This is a genomic window from Phenylobacterium sp. (genome assembly GCF_019636135.1).
Classification (GTDB): Bacteria; Pseudomonadota; Alphaproteobacteria; order Caulobacterales; family Caulobacteraceae; genus Phenylobacterium.
This window is the reverse complement of sequence record NZ_JAHBYD010000023.1, coordinates 1-22,236: the sequence shown is the minus strand read 5'-3', so window position 1 is coordinate 22,236 and position 22,236 is coordinate 1. Positions and strand designations below refer to the sequence as shown.

The following is a 22,236-nucleotide window of genomic DNA, read 5'->3' as shown; positions in this document are numbered from 1 at the left end:
TCCGGAAAACGCCAACCTCCCCTGCGCAGCGGGGGAGGGGGACCGCGAAGCGGTGGAGGGGGCGCTGGGTTCGCACTAGGCGTCGGCTTTGGCGCGCGCGGTGGCGGTGGTGATGGCGTCGAGGAAGATGTCGTAGAGCCCGGGCGGCATGTCATGGCCCATGCCGGGGATGATCCGCAGCTCGGCGCCCGGGATGGCGGCGGCGGTCTGCTCGCCGCCGACGGGCTGGACCAGCGGGTCGTCGGCGCCGTGCAGGACGACGACGGGGATCTTCAGGCCCTTCAGCTCCTCGGCCCGGTCGCCGTCGGCGCCGATGGCCTGGCGCTGGCGGCCGACGCCGGCGGGGTTGAAGCCGCGCTCGTACTCGGCGATGGCGCGTTCGCGCAGCGCGCCTTCGGGCCAGGGATAGCCGGGGCTGCCGATGGTGGTCGCGTTCTTCACGGCGTTGGCGAGGAAGGCTTCGAAGTCGGCCTTCGGGTCCGGCGGGGCGACGGTGATCACGGCCATGGCCTCGGGGGTGGCCTGCACGTCGCCGCTGGTGGCCGACATGATCGAGGTCATCGACAGCACGCGGGCCGGATAGTCGATGGCGATGCGCTGGACGATCATGCCGCCCATGGAGACGCCGGCGATGTGGGCCTGCTTCACGCCCGCCGCGTCCAGCACGGCCATGGCGTCGGCGGCCATGTCCTTCAGGACGTAGCTCCGGCCGTCGAGCCAGCTCGAGAGGCCGGTGTCGCGGTTGTCCATGCGGATCACGCGGAAGCCCCTGGCGGCCAGCCTGCCGCAGAAATCCGCCGGCCAGCGGGTCATCTGCGACCCCAGGCCGTTGATCAGGAGCACGGTTTCCGCAGCGCCGTCGCCGAAGGCTTCGTACGCGATCTCGACGGCGCCGTTGGTGGCTTTAGGCATCGTTCCCTCCGTGAAGCTTGTATCCTGAGAGTTGTGTTGCGGCGCCTGTAGCGATCCCGACGCGTGAAACGGCTGGTCTTCCGAAAGCTTGTGCGACAATCATGGCGGCAAGAGTCGCCTTGGGGGAGGGGTCCGGCCGAAGCATGCGCGTGATCGTTCCGCTTCTCCTGTCACTGGCGATGTGGGTCTTCATCCTGCTCGGGCTGGCCGGACTCTGGCTGAAGGTCTTCGGCAGGGGCTGAGCCCTTACGGGATCAGCAGCACCCGCCCCACCGCCTTGCGGCTTTCGATGTAGGCGTGCGCCGCGGCGGCTTCCGACAGCGGGAACTCGCGGTCGATCACCACCTTCAGGTCGCCCCTGGCCACGCGGTCGATCAGGCTGGCGATGTTCTTCTGCACGCGGTCGGTGTTGATCTCCGCGCCCAGGAAGACCCCCGAGATGGTGCGGTTGCCGCCCATCAGGGTGGAGAGGTCCATCTTCTGCCGGTCGCGGCCGGCCTGGCCCACCGTCGAGACGCGGCCGCGGTAGGCGAGGCTGAGGATCGAGCCCTGCAGCACCGCGCCGCCGACCGAATCGACGACGACGTCGGCGCCCTTCCTGTCGGTGAGGCGCATCACCTCCTCGACCACGTCGTGGGTGGCGTAGTTGACGCCGTGGGTCATGCCGAGGCCCTTGAGCTGCTCCAGCCGCGCGTCGGACGAGGCGGTGGCGATGACCATCGAGGCGCCGGCCCTGGCGGCGAGCTGGATGGCGGCCACGCCCACGCCGGACGCGCCGGCCTGGATCAGCGCCACCTCGCCGGCCTTCAGGCGGCCGAACTCGAAGAGGCAGTCGTCGGCGGTGCCGAAGGTGACCGGGATCACCGAGGCCTCCCGGGTGGAGAGGCCGTCCGGCACCTTCCAGGCGGTCTTGGCGGAGACCGCGCGCAGCTCGGCGTGGCTGCCCCAGCCGCCGGTCGTGCAGACCTTGTCGCCGACCTTGAAGTTGGACACCTCGGAGCCGACCTCGATCACCTCGCCGGCCGCCTGGTAGCCGACCACATGCGGATTGGTCATGAGCGGCCCGCCGAAGCGGTTGAGCGTGTCGCCGCCCTCGATGGCGACGGCCTCGACGCGGATCACGATGCCCTTCGGGTGGCACTGGGGGTCGGGCACGTCCTCGTACTTCAGGACGCCGGGCGGACCGTTCTCGTAGTAGACCGCGGCCTTCATCGGACGTTCCTTCCCTCAAACGCTTGTTTGACGAAACCCATTCCACGGCCATGCTGGCGGCGCAAGGGAGGACACATGCAGCTCGCCAAGCCCCGCGTCGACATCGGCCTCTCGACCAACGACATCGGCCCCATGCTGGCCTTCTGGCAGGGCGAGGCGGGCATCCCGTTCGACCACCTGCTGCCGATCCGCAAGGGCCAGGACCAGCACCGCCACGACGTGCTGGGCAGCGTCCTGAAGATCAACCACCACACGGCCCCGCTGCCGGCCGCGGCGCCCAGCGGCTACCTGGAGCTGGTGATCGCACGCGAGGGGCTCGCGGCGCCCAAGGCCCTCGCCGATCCGGAAGGCAACCGTGTCAGCCTCGTCCCGCCCGGGCACGAGGGCGTGACCCAGATCGGCGTGCGGATCGGCGTGCGCGACCTCGACGCCCACCGGCGGTTCTACGCCGAGGCGCTGGGGTTGCCGGAGGAACGCCCGGGCGCGTTCCGGGCGGGCGAGAGCCTGATCCTGCTGGAGGCCGACCCCGGCGCGCCGGCCGACGCCGGCATGCAGGGAGCCGGCTGGCGCTACATCACCTTCCAGGTCTTCAAGGTCGACGACGAACACGCCCAGGTGCTGGCCAGGGGCGGGCGCGAGGCGCTGGCGCCGCTGACGCTCGGGACCACGGCGCGGATCTCCATGGTGCGCGACCCCGACGGCAACTGGATCGAGCTCTCGCAGCGCGCGTCGATCGTGGGTAGCCTCGCCTGAAAACGGGAGGGAGTCGCGCCATGGGGTCTCGTGCGCTGGTGCTGGGCGGCGGCGGGCCCGTGGGGATCGCCTGGGAGAGCGGGCTGCTGGCCGGCCTCGCGCAGGCGGGCGTCGATCTCGGACAGGCGGAGTTCACGCTCGGCACGTCGGCGGGCTCGTTCGTGGGCGCGCGGCTGGCGATGGGGGCCGATACGGCGACCCTGGCCGAGCCGATCCTGGGCGATGCGGCCTCGCCGGTGCAGTCGACCGACCGCGGCGGGCGGACGCCGCCCGACATGTCGAGGATGATGCGGCTGATGGCGGCCGCGCAGCAGGGCGCGAAGGACGCCGAGGCGGCTCGTGTCGAACTGGGCGCCTTCGCGCTCGCGGCCCGGACCATCGACGAGGACGCGTTCATCAGGAGCTTCGGCAGGAGCTTCGCGAGCCTGCCCGACGACGCCTGGCCCTCGCGCGGCTTCGCCTGCACGGCGGTGGATGTGGCCACGGGCGCGTTCCAGCTCTGGACGAGGGACTCCGGCGTGGGCGTGGCCCGCGCCGTGGCGTCGAGCTGCAGCGTGCCGGGCGTCTATCCGCCGGTCACGCTGAAGGGCCGCCGCTGGATGGACGGCGGCGTGCGCTCGCCCACCAACGCCGACCTGGCGGCCGGGCACGGGCGCGTGGTGGTGATCTCGGTGATGCCGCGCGAGTTCACGCCGGGCGCCTCGCTGGTCCGCATGTTCGAGAGCCTCGACGCCGAGGTCGAGGCCCTGAAGGCCGGCGGCGCGCAGGTGACGGTCGTCAGCCCCACGCCCGAGAGCCAGGCGGCCATGGGCGGCAACCTCATGGACTTCCGCAAACGCGCCGACGCCGCCCGCGCCGGCCTCGCCCAGGGCGCGGCGATGGCCGGGGACCTGCGGGCGTTCTGGGCGTAACCGCGCGCCACACATCCCGGTTTGGGCGGAGCCCAAGACCGGGATGACAAGCGAGGGCCTATTCGGCCGCGAGGATCTTCGCGGGGAGGAGCATCGGCTCCAGCAACGCCTGGGCCAGCCAGCGGACCACCGGGACCGCGACGCCGTCGCCGGTGACGTGCAGGGCGTTGGTGGCGGCCCTGGGCAGGACGTAGGTCTCCGGCAGGCCCATCAGGCGGGCGGCTTCGCGGGCGCTGAGCAGGCGGGACCGGACGCGGCCGTCCTCGACCACCACCACGGCCTGGCGTGAGGAGCCGCCGCGCGGCGTGCGCAGGCAGCCGGCGACGCCGTCGAACCGGACCTCGGCGCGCTGCACGCGACGGCCGTCTTCGTGGCGCGTGCGGCGGAAGACGGCGCCGACGGCGCGGCCCGTGACGGCGTCGATCCGGGCGCGGTGCAGGGGCCCCATCAGGTCCAGCAGGCGCGCGGTCTGGGCGGGCGTATGCCAGCGCACGGCGCCGTCGGGCTCCAGCACCGAAGCGAGGTCGCTGTTGCGGGCCGGCGGCGCGGGCAGCCGCCACCAGGCCCAGCGCCGGGCGACCTCGGCGGGCAGGGCGGCCTGCGCCGCGCGCACGGCGCGGGTGTGGAATGGGCTGTCGCCGACCATGCTCGCCGGAACGTCCCGCGCCGCCACGACGAACACGCGGGGCCGCGACTGCGGCAGGCGGGTCGCCGCGTCGATCTCCAGCGCGCCGAAGCCGTAGCCCCGCGCCGCCAGCGCCGCCCCGAGCGCCGCGAAGTCGGCGCCGCCGCGCGAGGTGAGCAGGCCGACCACGTTCTCGATGACGATGACGCGCGGCGCCCGGCCCGCGTCGTCCAGCGCCTCCATCAGCCGCCAGAAGCCGAAGAAGGCGGACGAGCGGCCGCCGTGGAGGCCCGCCCGCGCGCCCGCGAGGCTGAAGTCCTGGCAGGGGCTCGACGCCCATGCGAGGTCGGCGCGCCCCGGGAGGTCGGCCGGCGAGAGCGCCCAGACGTCGCCCTGGCGGAAGTGGGCCGCGGCGTCGGCGAAATTGGCGCGATAGGTCGCCGACTTGACCGGGTCGAAGTCGTTGGCGAAGGCGCAGGCCCATCGCTCGCCCAGGCCCAGCCGCGCCATGCCGCCGCCGGCGAAGAACTCGTAGAAGGTGCGCGTCACGGCCACGGCGATGGACGCTAGCGTGATTTGCCGCAAGATCGCGCGCATGAAGACCGCCGCCCCGATCCTGCCCTCCCTTCTCGCCCCCCTTCTCGCCCTGGTGGGCGCGCTCGTGCTGAGCGCCTGCCAGCCGCAGGCTCCGGACGGCAAGCCCGCGCCGCCGCCGGCCGACGCGCCCGCCGCGACGCCGAAGGGCTCGACCCTGGACGTCAGCCGGCCGATCACGGCGCGCGGGACCGAGCCCTTCTGGGCGCTGACCGTCGAGAACGGGACGAAGCTGACCCTCACGCGCCCTGGTCATCCCGACCTCGTGGCCGAGGCGCCGGGCGCGGCGATCGACGCCGGCCGGGCCATCTGGGTGGCCAGGACCGCCGACGGCCAGCAGATCACCGTGACGCTCTACGCCAGCGACTGCTCGGACGGCATGAGCGACGCGCGCTACCCGATGAGCGCCGAGGTGGTGCTGGTGAACGAGAGCCTGCGCGGCTGCGCGGCCAGGACGGCGGACCTGCCGAAGGGCGGCTAGAGCGCGTTCCGAAAAGTGGGAACCGGTTTTCGGAATAAACGCGCGCCAAAACAAGAACCTGGAGCGGGTTGCGATCTGATCTGATTCCATCAGATCGCAACCCGCTCCAGGCCCCGGCGTCGCGCACCGAGTTCCCGCTTGACCTGCCCTGAGGCAAGGGCGGCACAATGCGGAAAACGCGGTATGCAGGCGCCTACGGCGGCGCCGCGGCACAGGGAGCGCAGCCCATGGAAAAGGCCTTCGACCTCGTCGTGCGCGGCGGCACGGTCGTGGACGGCGCGGGCGCGGCGGCCTTCGAGGCCGACGTGGCGGTGAAGGACGGCGTCATCGCCGCGGTCGGCCGGATCGCCGGCTCGGGCGCCGAGGAGATCGACGCGCGGGGCCAGATCGTCACCCCGGGCTTCGTCGACATCCACACCCACTATGACGGCCAGGCCACCTGGGACGCGCGGCTGCAGCCGTCGTCGTGGCACGGGGTCACCACGGTGGTGATGGGCAACTGCGGCGTCGGTTTCGCCCCCTGCCGCAGCGACGACCACGACCTCCTGATCCGCCTGATGGAGGGCGTCGAGGACATTCCCTTCCCGGTGCTGGCCGACGGCCTGCCGTGGAACTGGGAGAGCTATCCGGAATACCTCGATCGGCTGTCCGAGCGGTCGTTCGACGTGGACGTCGGCAGCCAGTTGCCGCACGCGGCGTTGCGCGTCTACGTGATGGGCCAGCGCGGCGTGGACCGCGCGCCCGCCACCGAGGCCGACATCCACGCCATGGCCGCGATCGCGAAGCGGGCGATGGAGGCGGGCGCCATCGGCTTCGGCACCTCGCGCACGCTCAACCACAGGAGCTCGGACGGCTCGCCGATCGCCACCCTGACCGCCGGCGAGGACGAGCTGACCGGGATCGCCCTGGGCATGGCCGCGGCCAACAACGGGGCCGGCAAGGGCGTGCTGCAGGTCGTCAGCGACTTCAACGATCCGGTCGAGGAGTTCGCCATGCTGCGGCGGATCGTCGAGCGCTCGGGCCGGCCGCTGTCGTTCTCGCTGCTGCAGAGCCCGCGCCATCCCGACCAGTGGCGCTACATGCTGGAGCAGATGAGCGAGGCGAAGGCCGCGGGCCAGCAGATCCGCGCCCAGGTCGCGACGCGGCCCGTGGGCGTGCTGTTCGGCCTGGAGCTGACCGTGAACCCGTTCACCAGCCACCCCAGCTACAGGGCCATCAAGGACCTGCCGCTGGCCGAGCGCGTGGCGCGCCTGCGCGATCCGGAATTCCGCACCCGGCTCCTGGCCGAGGAGGCGGCCTCGCGGCAGGCGGCCGGCGCCTCGCCGATGCGGTCGTGGGAGCGCTTCCACCTGCTGGGCGAGGACAGCCCCGACTACGAGCCCACGCCCGACCGCTCCATCGCCGCGATCTCGCAGCGGACCGGCAGGGCGCCGCACGAGATCGCGCTGGACCACATGCTGGACGGCGGGCCGGGCGACGGGCGCGGCCTGCTGTACCTGCCGCTGCTGAACTACGCGAACGACGACCTCGACCATGTCTGGACGATGCTGGGCCACGACTGCGTAGTGCCGGGGCTGAGCGACGGCGGCGCCCACGTGGGCATGATCTGCGACGGCAGCTTCCCGACCACCAACCTCGTCCACTGGACGCGCGACCGCACCCGCGGGCCGACCCTCGGCCTCGAGCACATGGTCAAGGCCCAGTGCCGCGACACCGCCGAGACCGTGGGCCTGTTCGACCGCGGGCTGGTCCAGCCGGGCTTCCGCGCCGACCTCAACGTCATCGACTACCCGCGCCTGCGGCTGAAGGCGCCCAGCGTGGCCTACGACCTGCCCACCGGCGGGCGGCGGCTGATCCAGCGGGCCGAGGGCTACACGGCGACCGTGGTGGCCGGGCAGGTGACCTACCGCGACGGCGAGCCCACCGGGGCGCTGCCGGGCCGTCTGCTGCGCGGTGCGCAGCCGGCCCCCGCGCGCCTGGCGGCGGAATAGGAGGCGGCGATGAATGCGGTGACGCCTGAGTTCCGGCCCCGGGTGCTGGAGACCGGCTGCGAGTGGACGGCCAGGGACGTGGCCGACCCGGAAACCTGGACCGAGCATTTCAGCCGCGCCGAGCAGGACGAGCTGGAGGCCGCGGTCGCCCACGCCTTCGGCGTCTCGGGCAACTTCCTGGAGATCGGCAAGGACGCCTTCCCGCTGCCGACGCTGGCGGCGCGCCTGAAGGGCATCGAGAAGGAGCTGATCGACGGCCGCGGCTTCGTGCGCCTGCGCGGCCTGCCGCGCGAGCGGTGGACCAACGACCAGATGTGCATGGCCTACTGGGGGATCGGCGCGCACCTCGGCAAGCCGTGGCCGCAGAACGCCAAGGGCCACCTGCTGGGCGACGTCACCGACCACAACAAGCCGCCCGGCGATCCAACGGTGCGCGGCAACGAGATCGGCCTCGTCGGCCTCGACTTCCACTGCGACGGCAGCGACCTCGTGGGCCTGATGTGCCTGCAGACCGGCGTCTCGGGCGGGCTCTCGGCGGTCTGCAACTCGGTGGCGCTGCACAACCGGCTGGTCCGCGAGCGGCCCGACCTCGCCGCCGAGCTCTACAGGCCGCAGCCGTTCGACTACCGCGGCGAGCAGGCCCCGGGCCGGCCGGGCTGGTACCCGATGCCGATCTTCACCGAGCTGAACGGGCGGCTCTTCATCCGCCTGATCCGCCCCTACGTGCTGGCCTCGCAGCGGCACGCGGACGCCCCGCGCCTGACGCCCGCGGCCATCGAGGCGCTGGCCTGGATGCAGGACATGGCCGAGGGCGGCGAGTACTCGGTGATCATGGACTTCCAGCCGGGCGACATGCAGTTCATCAACAACTTCCACGTCCTGCACGGCCGCACGCCCTACGAGGACGACCGCGCCGCGGGGAAGATCCGCCACCTGAAGCGCCTCTGGCTCGAGACCGAGGTGCTGGCGGAACGCCCCGCGCAGTTCGTGAACCGCATGGGGACGCACTGGGCGAAAAACCTCACCATCAGCCGCATGGACGCCGCACAATGAGCCTCGTGTTACGGGAGGACCGCGACGGCGCGGCGATCCTGACCCTGAACCGCCCCGACAAGCTGAACGCGCTCACCGTGGCGCTGTTCGGCGAACTTGACGCCCACGTCCGGCAGATCGCGACCGAGACCGACAAGGTGGGGCTGGTGGTGCTGAAGGGCGCCGGCCGCTGCTTCTCGGCCGGCCACGACCTCAGCGACATCGCCGCGGGCGAGAAGCTGCCCGAGCCCTTCTTCCAGTCGAAGGTGATCGAGCGGCTGGCCGACCTGCCGCAGCCGGTGATCACCGCGGTCCACGGGCATTGCTACACGGGCGGGCTGGAGCTGGCGCTCAGCGGCGACATCGTCTTCGCCGCCGAGGGCGCGCGCTTCGCCGACACCCACGCCAAGTGGGCGCTGACGCCGGTCTGGGGCATGAGCCAGCGCCTGCCCCGCCGGGTCGGGACCTACCGCGCCCGCGAGCTGATGTTCACCTGCCGGACCGTGATGGGGCCGGAAGCCGAACGCATCGGCCTGGCGGACTTCTGTGTCCCCGACGCCGAGTTCGAGAGCCGGCTGGCCGAGCTGTGCGCCCAGGTCCTCGCCAACTCCTGGTTCAGCCACCGCGCCAACAAGCGCCTGCTCACGGAGACCGACGGCATGGCGCAGAAGGACGGCCTGGCCCACGAGATCTTCCGCGGCGCCGGCCGCGGCCCCGACATGGAAGCCCGCATCGCCGGCTTCCAGAACAAGACGGTGAAGCAGGGCTGATCGGCGTCCGCCTTCGTCCCGCCCCCCATGCTCGTCATCCCCGGCCTTGTGCCGGGGATCCATGGTTCAGCTTCCCGGCAGCCCTGCGGCGGGCCGCGCAGCGCGGCTCGCTCCAACGTTCCGTCACGCGGACGGATGGATCCCCGGCACAAGGCCGGGGATGACGAGCATGGGGGGCGGGGGCGGCGGTGAGATCACGCCGGCTCGTACAGCCTTGCCGGGCGGTGGGCGCCGTGGACGAAGTCTTCGGTCTCGCGCACGCAGGCCAGGGTCGCGACCATCTTGCGGAAGTTCCGCTTCTCGGCCTCCTCGCCGATCACCGCCTCGTAGGCGCCTTGCAACTGGCTGAGCGTGAAGCGCGGCGGGAGCAGCGCGAACAGCGGCTGGATCTCCCGCGCCCGGGCCCCCAGCGCCGCCAGCGCATGCTTCAGGATCATGGCGTGGTCGAAGGCCAGCTCGGGCAGGGCGTCCAGCGCGAACCACTGCGCCTGCGCCGCGTCGGTGTCGGCCTGTAGCCGCAGCTCGTCCGACGCCAGCAGCGCCAGGTAGGCCACCGAGATCACCCGCTCGCGCGGGTCGCGTCCGGGCGCGCTGAAGTTGCCGAAGTGGACCAGGACCTCGGCCTCGACGCTGGTCTCCTCCTGCAACTCGCGCCGCGCACAGGCGTCCAGCTCCTCGTCCGGCTGCAGGAAGCCGCCCGGCAGCGCCCAGGCGCCTTTGAACGGCTCGCCCGCCCGCTCGATCAGCAGCACGTTCAGCGCCCCGCGCCGCAGGGTGAACACCGCGATGTCGGTCGCCACGGCGGGATGCGGATAGGCGTAGGTGAAAGCCATCTTTGTGTATTGACGACACTAAGTCGTCCCTGCTAAGTGTTAACCGCACACTAAGTTGTGCCGTACGCCTGTCAATCGAGGTTCCCCCACGATGCCTCTCGCCTGTGCCGCGAATGCGTTCCGCATCGATGTGATCCCCCACGGCCGCGCCGCCATCGGCGTCTCCCCGTGCCCCGGCGCCGACGATCTCGGCGCGGTGGCGGCCTTCCGGCCGGACGCGATCGTCACGCTGCTGTCGGCGCACGAGCAGAGGCTGACCGGCCATGCCGACCTCCCGGAGATCCTGTCGCCGCTCGCCCACCAGTGGCACCAGGTCCCCATGCGCACGAGCGCCGCTCCCGACGCGCGCTTCGAGCGGCTGTGGAGCTACGCTGGCCATCGGCTGCGCGCCACCCTGCGCCGTGGAGGAAGGGTGCTCCTCCACTGCGACGAGAGCGGTGCGCGCGCACGCCGGGCGGCCGCCCGACTCCTCGCGGAGTTGGGCGCGCCGTCCGGCGAGGTCGCGGCCCGGACCCATGCCCAGCCCGCGCCGGCCCTGCGCCCGCTGGCCGAGCATCACATGGCGGGCCGCATCCTGGGCGGCCTGGTCGGCGGCGCGGTGGGCGACGCGATGGGCTATCCCGTCGAGTTCAGGTCGCGCTCCCGGATCCGCGCGGCGGGCGGGCTCTCGGCGCCCGCGCGCCTGGTGGTCAGCGACGACACCCAGATGACCCTGTTCACCGCCGACGGCCTGCTGAGCGGCCTCGCCCTGGCCGGACCACCGTCCCGCGACCGCATCCTGGCCCGCATCCGCCACGCCTACCTCGCCTGGTTCCGCACCCAGCGCGAGGACTGGACCTCGGCGGCCGCCGGCCTCAGCCAGCATCGCGAGCTCTGGGCCGTCCGCGCGCCGGGCAGCACCTGCCTGACGGCCCTCGGCGCCGGCGCCCGCGGCACGCTGGGCCTGCCCGCGAACGACTCGAAGGGCAGCGGCGCGGTGATGCGCATCGCCCCGCTCGGCCTCGTGCCCGCCATCGACGCCGACACGGCGTTCCACCTGGCCCACGAGGTCGCCGCCCTCACGCACGGCCACGCCTGCGGCCGGCTCCCCGCCGCGGCGCTCGCCGGCCTGCTGCGCGACCTGCTCGACGAGACGCCGATGACCGCCGCCCTCGACCGGATGGAGGCGCGGCTGGGCAAGGCGGCCGACAGCGCCGACGTGCTGGCCCTGGTCCGCGATGCGCGCCGGCTCGCGGCCTGCGAGGACATTCCGCCCGAGGACGCCGTCGCGGTCCTGGGCGAGGGCTGGACCGGCGAGGAGGCGCTGGCCATCGGCCTCTACGCCGCCCTGCGCGCCGACGGCTTCGAGGACGCCGTCCGCCTCGCCGCCGAGCACGACGGCGACAGCGACACCACCGCCGCGATCGCCGGCCAGATCTGGGGCGTGCTCTACGGCGTCGACGTGATCCCGCATGCCTGGGTCCAGCGCCTCGACGTGCTGGAGGCGCTGGGCGACGTCGCCGGCCGCCTGCTCGCCCATGCCGCCCGCGACGCGACCCATGCGCCGCAACGGGTGCTGGCCCCCGTCTGACCGTCCACAGGAAAGCGCGCCGAACGCCGGGATCAAACCCGGAACGCGCGCTGGCGCTCGCGCGCAAGGCAGGTCATACAGGCGCGATGTCCGCCGCGTTCGTTGAGGCCGAAGCCCGTCCGATGGACACCGCCCCCCTGCGCGCGGCAAGGGACGTGCTGCGCCGCGTCTTCGGACACGACGACTTCCGCGGCCTGCAGGCCGAGGTGATCGCCGAGGTGCTGGCGGGCCGCAACGCGCTCGCCGTGTTGCCCACGGGCGGCGGCAAGAGCCTCTGCTACCAGATCCCCAGCCTGCTGCGGCCCGGCCTGGGCCTGGTGGTCTCGCCGCTGATCGCGCTGATGACCGACCAGGTCGCGGCGCTGGTCCAGTCGGGCGTGGCGGCGGCGCGGCTCGATTCCAACATCGCGCCCGAGGCGCGGGCCGAGACCTGGCGGCGGATCGAGGCCGGCGAGCTGGACATCCTCTACGTCTCGCCCGAGGGGCTGATGCAACCCGGGATGCTGGATCGCCTCGGCCGCACCCCCCTGGCGCTGATCGCCATCGACGAGGCGCACTGCGTGAGCCAGTGGGGCCACGACTTCCGGCCCGAATACCGGATGCTGGGCCGGCTCGCCGAGCTGTTCCCGCAGGTCCCGCGCCTGGCCGTCACCGCCACGGCCGACGCCCGGACCCGGGAGGACATCCGCGCCGAGCTGCGCCTGACCGAGTCCGCCGAGTTCGTGGCCAGCTTCGCGCGGCCCGAGCTGATCCTGTCCGCCGAGCGCAAGCGCGGCGGCGCCGAGAAGCGGGTGATCGACCTCGTCGCGGCGCGGCCGGACCGTTCGGGCGTGGTCTACGCCGGCTCGCGCGACAAGACCGAGAAGCTGGCCGAGGCCCTGCGCGGCGCGGGCGTACCGGCCGTCGCCTACCACGCCGGCCTCGACAAGCGGCTGCGCGAGACGCGGCTGGAGGAATTCCTCGAGGCCGACCATGCGGTGATGGTCGCGACCATCGCGTTCGGCATGGGTGTCGACAAGCCGGACGTCCGCTTCGTCATCCACGCCGATCCGCCGTCGTCCATCGAGGCCTACTGGCAGGAGATCGGCCGCGCCGGCCGCGACGGCGAGCCCGCCGAGGGCATCACCCTCTACGGCGCGGCCGACATGGCCTGGGCGCTCAAGCGCGTCGCCGAGCGCGACATGGACGAGGCGGCCAAGCAGGTCCAGGCGCGCAAGGTGCGCCAGCTCTACGCCCTGCTGGACGGCGCCGGCTGCCGCGCCGCCACGGTGCGGCGCTACTTCGGCGAGGCGGGCGTCGAGCCCTGCGGCCAGTGCGACCTGTGCCTCGGGACCGTCGAGACCGCCGACGCCACCCAGGCGGCCCAGAAGGCGCTCTCGGCCGTGCATCGGCTGGGCGGCCGCTTCGGGCGCGGCCGCGTGGTCGACCACCTGCTGGGCAAGACCAAGGACCCCAGCGACTGGGAGCAGGGCCTCTCCACCTGGGGCATCGGGCCGGAACTGTCGGCCACGCAGTGGCGCGACCTCACCGAACAGCTCCTGTTCGAGGGGCTGCTGAAGGAAGACCCCAACGACGGCCGCCCGCTGGTGGGCCTGGGCGACCCCGAGGCCGTGCGCGCCGTCTTCCGCGGCGAGCGGACCGTGGCCATGCGCAAGCATCCCGAGGCCGACGCGAAGGCGGCGAAGGGCCGCGGCGGGCGCAAGGGTCGCGAGGCCATGGCGGTCGCCGCGTCGGACCAGCCCTTGTTCGAGGCGCTCCGCGCCTGGCGCGCGGCCGAGGCCAAGGCCCAGCACGTGCCGCCCTACGTCATCTTCCACGACCGCACCCTGGCCGAGATCGCCGCCAGCCGGCCGGGCGGGCGCGCGGCGCTCGCCCGGCTCAACGGCGTCGGCGAAGCCAAGCTCGCCCACTACGGCGAGGCGGTGCTGGAGGTGGTGGGCGCCTTCGCCGGCTGACGCGCCGGCCCGCGCCCGAATGCAGGGCGCCGCGGGGTTCGGCCTTAGACGTCCACCTCCGCGTCGAGCGCGTTCTCCTGGATGAAGTCGCGGCGGGGCTCGACGAGGTCGCCCATCAGGCGGGTGAACATGTCGTCGGCGTCGTCGGCGTGGTTCACGCGCACCTGCAGCAGCGTGCGGGCCTCCACGTCCAGCGTGGTCTCCCAGAGCTGCTCGGCGTTCATCTCGCCCAGGCCCTTGTAGCGCTGGATGGAGAGGCCGCGGCGACCGTTGTCCATGACCGCGTTGAACAGGTCGAGCGGCCCGCGCACCTTGGCCGTGCGATCCCTGCGCGTGAAGGTCGCGACGCCCGAGAAGGTCTCGCTCATCTTGGAGGCCCGCTCGGCCAGCCGCCGCGCGTCGGCGGCGTGCAGCAGCAGGTCGTCCAGCACCAGCTTCTCGGAGACGCCGCGCTTCACCCGGCTGAAGGCGTAGCCGCCGCCGGCCGCCGGCTCGCCCGACCAGAGCCCGTCGCCCTCCTCGGCGTAGAGGTCCAGCCGCCTGGCCGCCGCGGCCACGTCCTCGTCGTCGCCCAGCAGGCCGGCCAGCGCCGCCTGCTCGATGGCGAAGGCGGGCGCGCGGGCGGCGAGCCGTTCGATGTTGGCCTTGGCGCCGCGCGCTTCGCGCACCAGCGCCAGCAGGTCGGCGCCCGTCAGCCGCTCGCCGTTCGCGAGGTCCAGCGTGGCGGAATCCGTGCCCTCGTCGATCAGGTAGACCTCGAGCTCGGCGTCGTCCTTGAGGTAGCGCACCGACTTGCCCTTGGCCGCCTTATAGAGCGGCGGCTGGGCGATATAGAGGTAGCCGTTGTCGATCACCTCCGGCATCTGCCGGTAGAAGAAGGTAAGCAGCAGCGTCCGGATGTGGGCGCCGTCGACGTCGGCGTCCGTCATGATGACGATCTTGTGGTAGCGCAGCTTCTCGATGTTGAAGTCGTCGCGGCCGATGCCGGCGCCCAGCGCCGTGATCAGCGTGCCCACCTGTTCCGACGACAGCATCTTGTCGAACCGCGCCCGCTCGACGTTCAGGATCTTGCCCCTGAGCGGCAGGATCGCCTGGTTGTCGCGGTTGCGCGCCTGCTTGGCCGAGCCGCCGGCCGAGTCGCCCTCGACCAGGAATATCTCGGACTTGGCCGGGTCCTTCTCGGCGCAGTCGGCGAGCTTGCCGGGCAGCGAGGTGATGTCGAGCGCCGACTTGCGGCGGGTCAGCTCGCGGGCCTTGCGGGCCGCTTCGCGCGCCGCCGCCGCCTCCGCGATCTTCTGCACGATCATCCGGGCTTCGTTCGGGTGCTCCTCGAACCAGGTGGCGAGGCCCTCGCCGACGAGGTTCTCCACCGCCGGGCGCACTTCCGAGCTGACCAGCTTGTCCTTGGTCTGCGACGAGAACTTCGGGTCCGGCACCTTCACCGACAGCACGCAGGTCAGGCCCTCGCGCGCGTCCTCCCCCGACACCGAGACCTTCTCGCGCTTCGCCGCGCCCGAGCTCTCCGCATAGCCGGTGATGATCCGGGTCAGCGCCGAGCGGAACGCCGCCAGGTGCGTGCCGCCGTCGCGCTGCGGGATGTTGTTCGTGAAGCAGAGGACGTTCTCGTGGTAGCCGTCGTTCCACCAGAGCGACAGGTCCAGCTCGACGGTGTCCTTGCGGCCGCGCACCACGATGGGCGTCTTCATCAGCGGCGTCTTGGCCTTGTCGAGGTGGCGCACGAAGGCCTCGATGCCGCCCTCGTAGCTCATCACCTCCTCGAACGGCTCGGCGCCGCGGTGGTCCTTCAGCCAGATGGTCACGCCCGAGTTCAGGAACGCGAGCTCCCGCAGGCGGTGCTCCAGCGTCTTCAGGTCGAAATCGATGAACTTGAAGGTGGCGAGCGAGGGCAGGAACGTGACCTCGGTGCCGGTCAGCGGCTGGCCGTTCTCGCGCATCGGCGACTTTCCGGTGACGACCAGCGGCGAGACCGCATCGCCGTGGCGGAACTCCATCTCGTGGATGTCGCCGTTGCGATGGATCTTCAGCCGCAGGAACTCGGAGAGCGCGTTCACGACGGACACGCCCACGCCATGCAGGCCGCCCGAGACCTTGTAGCTGTTCTGGTCGAATTTCCCGCCGGCGTGGAGCTGGGTCATGATGACCTCGGCCGCCGAGACGCCCTCGCCCTCGTGGATGTCGGTGGGGATGCCGCGGCCGTCGTCGGTGACGGTGCACGACCCGTCGGCGTTCAGGATCACCTCAACGCGCGTCGCATAGTCGGCCAGCGCCTCGTCGATGGCGTTGTCCACCACCTCGTAGACCATGTGGTGCAGGCCCGAGCCGTCGTCGGTGTCGCCGATGTACATGCCCGGCCGCTTGCGCACCGCGTCCAGGCCCTTCAGCACCTTGATGGAGTCCGCGCCGTATTCGGCCGCGCCATCCCCGTTGGGGCCTTCGGGAATCTCGTTGTCTTCGCTCATCACGCGTCCGGTTGAATCGGGCTGGAGCGTCCGCCTGGACGCCCGTCCCGACCTCGAAGGGGTTGAAGGCGCCGCCCAGGGAATCAGGGGAGGGCCGCCGCCGGCCGCTCGCCGACCGATTCTCATGTCCGAATATAGGGGTTCGCTGCGCCTTATGCACCTCCCGCGTACGCGTGTACGCGCGCGAGAGACCTCAGGCGCCGAGGTGCTCCAGCAGGAGCCGGTTCACGGCGTCGGGAACCTCGTCGGTCAGGAAGTGGCCGGCGCCGGGGATCACCTCGAAGCGGTAAGGCCCCGTGGCGAAGTCTGCGGTGGCTTCGGCGGCCATGCGGCCCACCGTGGTGTCGGCGTCGCCCCAGGCGTAGAGCGTCCGCGCCGCGACGGGCGGGACGTCGCCGGCCCGCAGCGAGGCCGAACCGCCTGCGCGGTACCAGGCGATCGCGGCTTCCAGCGCGCCGGGCGGCGACAGCGTTTCGATGTAGAGGCCCGCCGTCTCGGCCGGCACGCCGGCGCCGGCGAACATGGCCCGCAGGCCGGCGAAGTCGTTGGCGCGGATGCCCGCGACCGTCGCGTCGTCCTGCAGGCTGCGATGATGGCCCGAGCGCGCGGCCTGCGCGGGATCGTTGGCGAACGCCCGGGCGAACGCGGCCGGGTGCGGCCGCGACAGCACCGCGAGGCTGCGGATGCGCTCGGGCGCCCGGGCCGCCGCCAGCCAGGCGATCTGCCCGCCCCAGTCGTGCCCGACGAGGTGGAAGCTCTCGTGTCCCAGGGCGTCCATCAGCCCCAGCGCGTCGTCCACGATGTTGGCCGCGGCGTACGGCTCGATCCCCGCCGGCCGCGCGCCCTCCGAATAGCCGCGCTGGTCCGGCGCGATCGCACGGAACCCCGCGGCCGCCAGCGCCGCCCCCTGCGTCCGCCACGCCGCCCGCGACTGCGGGAAACCGTGCAGCATCAGCACCGGCGCGCCGGCGTCCGGCCCGTAGAGGTCGACGGCGAAGTCGAGGCCGCCGACCGAAACGTCGCGTGTCTCACTCATCCCTCAGTCCTAGCACGCCACTAGGCCCGAGGCGTCCACCGCGAAGCCCTGGGCGCGGCCCGCCAGGCCGTCGAACAGCATCTGGTCCGTGCCGGTGAGGAAGGCCTGGAGGCCCAGCGCCTCGATCTCGTCGAAGAGGGCGGCGCGGCGGCGCGCGTCGAGGTGGGCGGCCACCTCGTCCAGCAGCAGGATCGGCGCGGGCGCCTCGGCGCGGGCCAGGCGCGCGGCCTGGGCCAGCACCAGGTTCAGGATCAGCGCCTTCTGCTCGCCGGTGGAGCACTCGCCGGCGGGGCGGTCCTTCTCGACGTGGACGACGGCGAGGTCGCCGCGGTGCGGGCCGGTCAGGGCGCGGCCGGCGGCGGCGTCCCGCTCACGGGCGCCGCCCAGCGCCCGGGCCAGCCGCCCCTCGATCTCGGCGAAGTCGACGCCTTCGCCCGCCATGCGCTCCCAGTCGCCGGTCAGCGAGAGCCGCGCCTGCGGGAACGGCCGCTCGCCCCGCGTGCCGATCTCGGCGCTGAGCGCCGCCAGCGTCCGCGCCCGCGCCTCGGCCATCAGCACGCCGGCCTCCGCCAGCCGCGCCTCCAGCGCGTCCAGCCACGCCGCGTCGGCCGGCCCGTCGGTCAGCAGGCGCATCCGCTCGCGCATCACCTTCTCGTAGGTCTGCACATGCACCGCATGTTGCGGCTCGGCGGCGAACACCAGGCGATCGAAGAAGCGGCGCCGCTCGGCCGCGCCTTCCAGAAACAGCCGGTCCTGCGCCGGCGTCAGCCAGACCTGCCGGACGTGCTCGGCCAGCCGGCCCGGCGGCGCCGGCTCGCCCTCGACCCGGACCACGCGGCGCGACGCCCCGCCCTGTTCCACGCCGGTGCCCAGCCGCAGCTCGTCGTCGCCCGCCCGCACCGTCACCGACACCGCCCAGGCGCGCCCCACAGCCTCGCCCGGCATCCGCCGTCCGACCTCGGCAAGGCTGGACCCGCGCAGCCCGCGGCCCGGGATCAGGAAGCTGACCGCCTCCAGCAGGTTCGTCTTCCCCGCCCCGTTCGGCCCGGCCAGCCACACCGGCCGCCCGTCGAGGGTCAGCTCGGCGGCCGCATAGCTGCGGAAGTCGGTCAGGAAGAGGCGCGTCAGCGCAGCGGCGGTCACGAGCGCGGTCTTAGCGGGTTTCGCCCCGACCCGCGACGCCGCCCACGATTATCCGTTCATGTCCGGATTCCGCCAGCGGATGTCACAGACGGCCCCATATCTGCGTCCTCGGACCGGTATCGAGACCAGAGGGAACAACCATGAGCCAGGCCGCCAAAGCCCAAGCCTTCCACCGCCTGCACGAGGGCCCCGACGTGCTGGTCCTGGCCAACGTCTGGGACGCGGCCTCGGCCGCCACGGTCGCCGACGCCGGGGCGAAGGCGCTCGCCACCTCGTCGGCCGCCGTCGCCTGGGCGCACGGCTGGCCGGACGGCGACATCCTGGCCGTCGACACCACCTGCGCCATGGTCCGCGAGATCGTGCGGATCACCGACCTGCCCGTCAGTTGCGACTTCGAGGGCGGGTTCACCGACGACCTCGGCGAACTCGCCGCCAACATCGCGCGGGTCATCGACGCGGGCGCCGTGGGCGTCAACTTCGAGGACGGCGCCCGCGACCCCGACCTGCACGCCCGCAAGATCGCCGCCGCCCGCGCGGCCGCCGCGAAGGCCGGTGTCGACCTCTTCATCAACGCCCGCACCGACGTCTACCTGAAGCGCCTCGCCGAGGGCGACGCGGCCGAGGCCGAGGCGATCCGGCGCGGCCGGCTCTACGCCGAGGCGGGCGCCAGCGGCGTCTTCGTGCCGGGCGCGGCCGACGCCGAACTGATCCGGCGGCTCGCGGCGGCGATCCCGCGGCCGCTCAACGTCATCGCCTGGCCGGGCGTGCCCGACGCGAAGGCGCTGGCGGGCCTGGGCGCGCGGCGCCTCTCGGCCGGAACGGCGACGTTCGGGGCGGCCTTCGCGGCGCTCGCCAAGGCGGCCGCGGCGTTCCTGGAGACGGGCGACGTGGGCGCGCTCGGCGCCGCGGGCCAGGGCGCGCCGGCGCTGCAAAAGCGGTTCTCGGGCGGGTGACCTCGCCGCCCCGGCCGCCTATCTTGCGCGCATGACCGACACGCTCGACGCCGACACGCCGCCGCTGCCCGACGCCCCCCTTCCCGACACCGGCCGCGAACCCACCCAGGACGGCCCGGCGGTCCGGCTCTATCTCGTCGACGGCTCGGGCTTCATCTTCCGCGCCTTCCACGCCCTGCCGCCGCTGACGCGCAAGACCGACGGCCTGCCGGTCGGCGCCGTCTCCGGCTTCTGCAACATGATCTGGAAGCTGCTGGTCGACATGAAGGCCCAGCCCGACGCGCCGACCCACCTGGCCGTGGTGTTCGACAAGTCGGAGGTCACCTTCCGCAACAAGCTCTACGACCAGTACAAGGCCCACCGCCCGCCGCCGCCGGAGGACCTGGTCCCGCAGTTCCCGCTGGTGCGCGAGGCGACGCGCGCGTTCGGCGTGCCCTGCCTGGAGCTGGGCGGCTACGAGGCCGACGACATCATCGCCGCCTACGCCTGCAAGGTCCGCGACCTGGGCGGCGAGGTGGTGATCGTCTCGTCCGACAAGGACCTGATGCAACTGGTCGGCGATGGCGTGTCGATGCTCGACACCATGAAGAACGTGAAGATCGGCCCCGATCAGGTGTTCGAGAAGTTCGGCGTGACGCCCGACAAGGTGGTCGATGTCCAGGCGCTGTGCGGCGACAGCGTCGACAATGTGCCGGGCGCCCCCGGCATCGGCGTCAAGACCGCCTCGGCCCTGATCAACGAGTACGGCGACCTCGACACGCTGCTGGCCCGGGCCGGCGAGATCAAGCAGGAGAAGCGCCGCCAGACCCTGATCGAGTTCGCCGACCAGATCCGGCTCTCGCGCCAGCTCGTGCAGCTCGACTGCGACACGCCCTTGCCGGAAGCCATCGACGACCTCGTGGTGCGCGACCCCGACACCGGCGAGCTGCAGGCCTTCCTGGAACAGATGGAGTTCCGCACCCTGGCGCGGCGCGTGACCGACGCCATCGCGCCCGGCCGCGAGGCGGGCGTGCAGGCGGTGATGGCCGAGATCAAGGCCGCGGGCGTCACCGCGCCCGTCCACGGCGCCATCGACCACGCCGCCTACGAGTGCGTGCGCGACAAGGCCGCGCTCGACGCCTGGATCGCGCGGGCCTTCGAGGCCGGCGTCGTCGCGTTCGACACCGAGACGGATGCGCTGGGCGCGCTCTCCTCCAACCTCTGCGGGATCTCGCTCTGCACGGCGCCCGGCCGCGCCTGCTACATTCCCGTGGGCCACGCCAACGAGAACGAGGGCGGCCTCGCCTTCGACGCGCCGGCCGACCTGGAACAGGTGGCGCAGGACGTCGTGCTGGCCAAGCTGAAGGCGCTGTTCGAGGACCCGTCGGTCCTGAAGATCGCCCAGAACGCCAAGTACGACATGGCGGTGCTGGCCAGGCACGGCATCAAGGTCGCGCCCATCGACGACACCATGCTGCTGGCCTTCGCCCTCGAGGGCGGGCTGCACAACAAATACGGCATGGACGACCTCTCCAAGCGCGTCCTCGACCACGAGCCGATCCCCTACAAGCAGGTCGCCGGGACCGGAAAGGCGCAGAAGAGCTTCAAGCACGTCGAGCTGGGCGCCGCGACCGCCTACGCGGCCGAGGACGCCGACGTGACGATGCGCATCTGGGAGCACCTGAAGCCCCGCCTGGCGCACGAGCACATGGCCACGGTCTACGAGCGCCTGGAGCGGCCGATGCCCGCGGTGCTGGTCGGCATGGAGATGGAAGGGGTCAAGGTCGATCCGCAGATCCTGCAGCAGCTCAGCCACGACTTCTCGGTGCGCATGGTCGAGCTGGAGGCCGAGGCCCACCGCGTCGCCGGGCGGCCGTTCAACCTGGGCTCGCCGAAGCAGATCGGCGACATCCTGTTCAGCGAGATGGGCATCGAGTCGGGCAAGAAGACCGCGACCGGGGCCGCAGCCACCGACGCCTCGCTGCTGGAGGACCTGGCCAACCAGGGCCACGAGCTGCCCCGCATCCTGCTCGACTGGCGCCAGCTTTCGAAGCTGAAGGGCACCTACACCGACAACCTGGTGGCGGCCATCGACCCCAGGACCGGCCGCGTCCACACCAGCTACAGCCTGGCCGCCGCCACCACGGGCCGCCTCGCCTCCACCGACCCCAACCTGCAGAACATCCCGATCCGCACCGAGGAAGGCCGCAAGATCCGCAAGGCCTTCATCGCCGAGCCGGGCCACGTGCTGATCAGCGCCGACTACTCGCAGATCGAGCTGCGGCTGCTGGCTCACATCGGCGACATCCCGCAGCTCAAGCGCGCCTTCGCCGAGGGGCTCGACATCCACGCCATGACCGCGTCGGAGATGTTCGGCGTGCCGGTGGAGGGCATGCCGGCCGACACGCGCCGGCGCGCCAAGGCGATCAACTTCGGCATCGTCTACGGCATCTCGGCGTTCGGCCTGGCCAACCAGCTCGGCATCCCGCGCGAGGAGGCCGGCGCCTACATCAAGACCTACTTCGAGCGCTTCCCCGGCATCCGCACCTACATGGACCGCCAGACCCAGCAGGTGCGCAGCCAGGCGTTCGTCACCACCATATTCGGCCGCAAGGTCCACGTGCCGGCCGCCCGCGGCAAGAGCCAGGCCGAGCGCAGCTTCGCCGACCGCGCCGCGATCAACGCCCCGATCCAGGGCGCGGCGGCAGACGTGATGCGCCGCGCCATGATCCGCATGCCGCAGGCCCTCCTCGACGCGGGCCTGAAGGCGAAGATGCTGCTGCAGGTCCACGACGAACTGGTCTTCGAGGCCCCCGAGGCCGAGGCCGACCGCGTCATCGCGGTGGCCAGGCGCGTGATGGAGACCGCCGCCGAGCCCGCCCTGCAGATCAGCGTCCCGCTGGTGGTCGAAGCCCGCGCCGCCACCAACTGGGACGACGCGCACTGATCCTCCCCGCCGGGCAGGGCAATCGCATCTGGATGCGGGCGGCCGAAAGGCCGTCAGTC

The 22,236-nt window shown here is 72.4% G+C and carries 17 protein-coding genes; 10 read left to right on the top strand and 7 right to left on the bottom strand.

The window, feature by feature from the left end; genetic code table 11:
- Window positions 1-75: 75 nt before the first annotated feature.
- Both KF737_RS15915 and KF737_RS15910 read right to left on the bottom strand, forming a co-directional pair.
- A complete protein-coding gene (locus tag KF737_RS15915) occupies window positions 76-912 on the bottom strand; it encodes an alpha/beta hydrolase (protein ID WP_296456920.1) in 837 nt (278 codons plus the stop codon).
- 246 nt (window positions 913-1,158) lie between these two features.
- Window positions 1,159-2,124, bottom strand: coding sequence for a zinc-binding alcohol dehydrogenase family protein (locus tag KF737_RS15910; RefSeq protein ID WP_296456918.1), 966 nt, complete (start codon window positions 2,122-2,124; stop codon window positions 1,159-1,161).
- 75 nt (window positions 2,125-2,199) lie between these two features.
- Here KF737_RS15910 and KF737_RS15905 point away from each other — a divergent pair, with 75 nt between their 5' ends.
- Entirely contained in the window at window positions 2,200-2,877 is a 678-nt protein-coding gene (locus KF737_RS15905) for a VOC family protein (protein WP_296456914.1), read from the top strand.
- 20 nt (window positions 2,878-2,897) lie between these two features.
- Entirely contained in the window at window positions 2,898-3,788 is an 891-nt protein-coding gene (locus KF737_RS15900) for a patatin-like phospholipase family protein (RefSeq protein ID WP_296456912.1), read from the top strand.
- A gap of 58 nt (window positions 3,789-3,846) precedes the next feature.
- Here the strand turns inward: KF737_RS15900 and KF737_RS15895 are convergent, their stop codons facing one another.
- Window positions 3,847-4,968, bottom strand: a complete 1,122-nt coding sequence (locus KF737_RS15895; protein ID WP_296456909.1) for a DNA cytosine methyltransferase — start codon at window positions 4,966-4,968, stop codon at window positions 3,847-3,849.
- 40 nt (window positions 4,969-5,008) lie between these two features.
- Between KF737_RS15895 and KF737_RS15890 the strand changes: the two genes are divergently transcribed.
- The 4 genes from KF737_RS15890 (at window position 5,009) to KF737_RS15875 (ending at window position 9,281) form a co-directional block, all read left to right on the top strand.
- A complete protein-coding gene (locus KF737_RS15890; protein WP_296456906.1) occupies window positions 5,009-5,488 on the top strand; it encodes a hypothetical protein in 480 nt (159 codons plus the stop codon).
- A gap of 227 nt (window positions 5,489-5,715) precedes the next feature.
- Entirely contained in the window at window positions 5,716-7,479 is a 1,764-nt protein-coding gene (locus tag KF737_RS15885; protein ID WP_296456904.1) for an amidohydrolase family protein, read from the top strand.
- A gap of 9 nt (window positions 7,480-7,488) precedes the next feature.
- Window positions 7,489-8,532 (top strand): TauD/TfdA family dioxygenase, encoded by a 1,044-nt coding sequence (locus tag KF737_RS15880; protein ID WP_296456901.1) that lies wholly within the window; start codon window positions 7,489-7,491, stop codon window positions 8,530-8,532.
- Window positions 8,529-9,281, top strand: a complete 753-nt coding sequence (locus tag KF737_RS15875) for an enoyl-CoA hydratase/isomerase family protein (RefSeq protein ID WP_296456899.1) — start codon at window positions 8,529-8,531, stop codon at window positions 9,279-9,281. Before KF737_RS15880 ends, KF737_RS15875 begins: the two co-directional genes overlap by 4 nt.
- A 194-nt stretch (window positions 9,282-9,475) precedes the next feature.
- On the opposite strand, the gene KF737_RS15870 is transcribed toward KF737_RS15875, so the two are convergent.
- Window positions 9,476-10,114, bottom strand: coding sequence for an NUDIX domain-containing protein (locus tag KF737_RS15870; RefSeq protein ID WP_296456897.1), 639 nt, complete (start codon window positions 10,112-10,114; stop codon window positions 9,476-9,478).
- Between the two features lie 91 nt (window positions 10,115-10,205).
- Between KF737_RS15870 and KF737_RS15865 the strand changes: the two genes are divergently transcribed.
- Together KF737_RS15865 and recQ are read left to right on the top strand one after the other, a co-directional pair.
- The gene (locus tag KF737_RS15865; RefSeq protein WP_296456894.1) at window positions 10,206-11,684 is read left to right on the top strand and encodes an ADP-ribosylglycohydrolase family protein; all 1,479 of its coding nucleotides are present in this window, start codon (window positions 10,206-10,208) and stop codon (window positions 11,682-11,684) included.
- Window positions 11,685-11,806: 122 nt separating this feature from the next.
- Entirely contained in the window at window positions 11,807-13,639 is a 1,833-nt protein-coding gene (recQ, locus tag KF737_RS15860) for a DNA helicase RecQ (RefSeq protein ID WP_296456891.1), read from the top strand.
- 44 nt (window positions 13,640-13,683) lie between these two features.
- Here recQ and gyrB read toward each other — a convergent pair whose 3' ends face one another.
- From gyrB to recF, 3 genes are all read right to left on the bottom strand, one after another.
- Complete coding sequence (gene gyrB / locus KF737_RS15855) at window positions 13,684-16,119, bottom strand: DNA topoisomerase (ATP-hydrolyzing) subunit B (RefSeq protein WP_296456888.1); 2,436 nt, start codon at window positions 16,117-16,119, stop codon at window positions 13,684-13,686.
- A 193-nt stretch (window positions 16,120-16,312) separates the two neighbouring features.
- Window positions 16,313-17,155: an alpha/beta fold hydrolase gene (locus KF737_RS15850; RefSeq protein ID WP_296456885.1), complete on the bottom strand. Its 843-nt coding sequence runs from the start codon at window positions 17,153-17,155 to the stop codon at window positions 16,313-16,315.
- A gap of 9 nt (window positions 17,156-17,164) precedes the next feature.
- Window positions 17,165-18,298, bottom strand: coding sequence for a DNA replication/repair protein RecF (gene recF, locus KF737_RS15845; protein ID WP_296456882.1), 1,134 nt, complete (start codon window positions 18,296-18,298; stop codon window positions 17,165-17,167).
- A gap of 140 nt (window positions 18,299-18,438) precedes the next feature.
- Here recF and KF737_RS15840 point away from each other — a divergent pair, with 140 nt between their 5' ends.
- Window positions 18,439-19,251, top strand: coding sequence for an isocitrate lyase/phosphoenolpyruvate mutase family protein (locus tag KF737_RS15840; protein ID WP_296456879.1), 813 nt, complete (start codon window positions 18,439-18,441; stop codon window positions 19,249-19,251).
- Window positions 19,252-19,282: 31 nt separating this feature from the next.
- Complete coding sequence (gene polA / locus KF737_RS15835) at window positions 19,283-22,177, top strand: DNA polymerase I (RefSeq protein WP_296456876.1); 2,895 nt, start codon at window positions 19,283-19,285, stop codon at window positions 22,175-22,177.
- Window positions 22,178-22,236 lie beyond the last annotated feature (59 nt).

Excerpts from the sequence above, each read along its gene's own strand:
- KF737_RS15915 (WP_296456920.1), bottom strand. The coding sequence starts at position 912 with ATGCCTAAAGCCACCAACGGCGCCGTCGAGATCGCGTACGAAGCCTTC.
- KF737_RS15910 (WP_296456918.1), bottom strand. The coding sequence starts at position 2,124 with ATGAAGGCCGCGGTCTACTACGAGAACGGTCCGCCCGGCGTCCTGAAG.
- KF737_RS15905 (WP_296456914.1), top strand. The coding sequence starts at position 2,200 with ATGCAGCTCGCCAAGCCCCGCGTCGACATCGGCCTCTCGACCAACGAC.
- KF737_RS15900 (WP_296456912.1), top strand. The coding sequence starts at position 2,898 with ATGGGGTCTCGTGCGCTGGTGCTGGGCGGCGGCGGGCCCGTGGGGATC.
- KF737_RS15890 (WP_296456906.1), top strand. The coding sequence starts at position 5,009 with ATGAAGACCGCCGCCCCGATCCTGCCCTCCCTTCTCGCCCCCCTTCTC.
- KF737_RS15885 (WP_296456904.1), top strand. The coding sequence starts at position 5,716 with ATGGAAAAGGCCTTCGACCTCGTCGTGCGCGGCGGCACGGTCGTGGAC.
- KF737_RS15880 (WP_296456901.1), top strand. The coding sequence starts at position 7,489 with ATGAATGCGGTGACGCCTGAGTTCCGGCCCCGGGTGCTGGAGACCGGC.
- KF737_RS15875 (WP_296456899.1), top strand. The coding sequence starts at position 8,529 with ATGAGCCTCGTGTTACGGGAGGACCGCGACGGCGCGGCGATCCTGACC.
- KF737_RS15870 (WP_296456897.1), bottom strand. The coding sequence starts at position 10,114 with ATGGCTTTCACCTACGCCTATCCGCATCCCGCCGTGGCGACCGACATC.
- KF737_RS15865 (WP_296456894.1), top strand. The coding sequence starts at position 10,206 with ATGCCTCTCGCCTGTGCCGCGAATGCGTTCCGCATCGATGTGATCCCC.
- recQ (WP_296456891.1), top strand. The coding sequence starts at position 11,807 with ATGGACACCGCCCCCCTGCGCGCGGCAAGGGACGTGCTGCGCCGCGTC.
- gyrB (WP_296456888.1), bottom strand. The coding sequence starts at position 16,119 with ATGAGCGAAGACAACGAGATTCCCGAAGGCCCCAACGGGGATGGCGCG.
- KF737_RS15850 (WP_296456885.1), bottom strand. The coding sequence starts at position 17,155 with ATGAGTGAGACACGCGACGTTTCGGTCGGCGGCCTCGACTTCGCCGTC.
- KF737_RS15840 (WP_296456879.1), top strand. The coding sequence starts at position 18,439 with ATGAGCCAGGCCGCCAAAGCCCAAGCCTTCCACCGCCTGCACGAGGGC.
- polA (WP_296456876.1), top strand. The coding sequence starts at position 19,283 with ATGACCGACACGCTCGACGCCGACACGCCGCCGCTGCCCGACGCCCCC.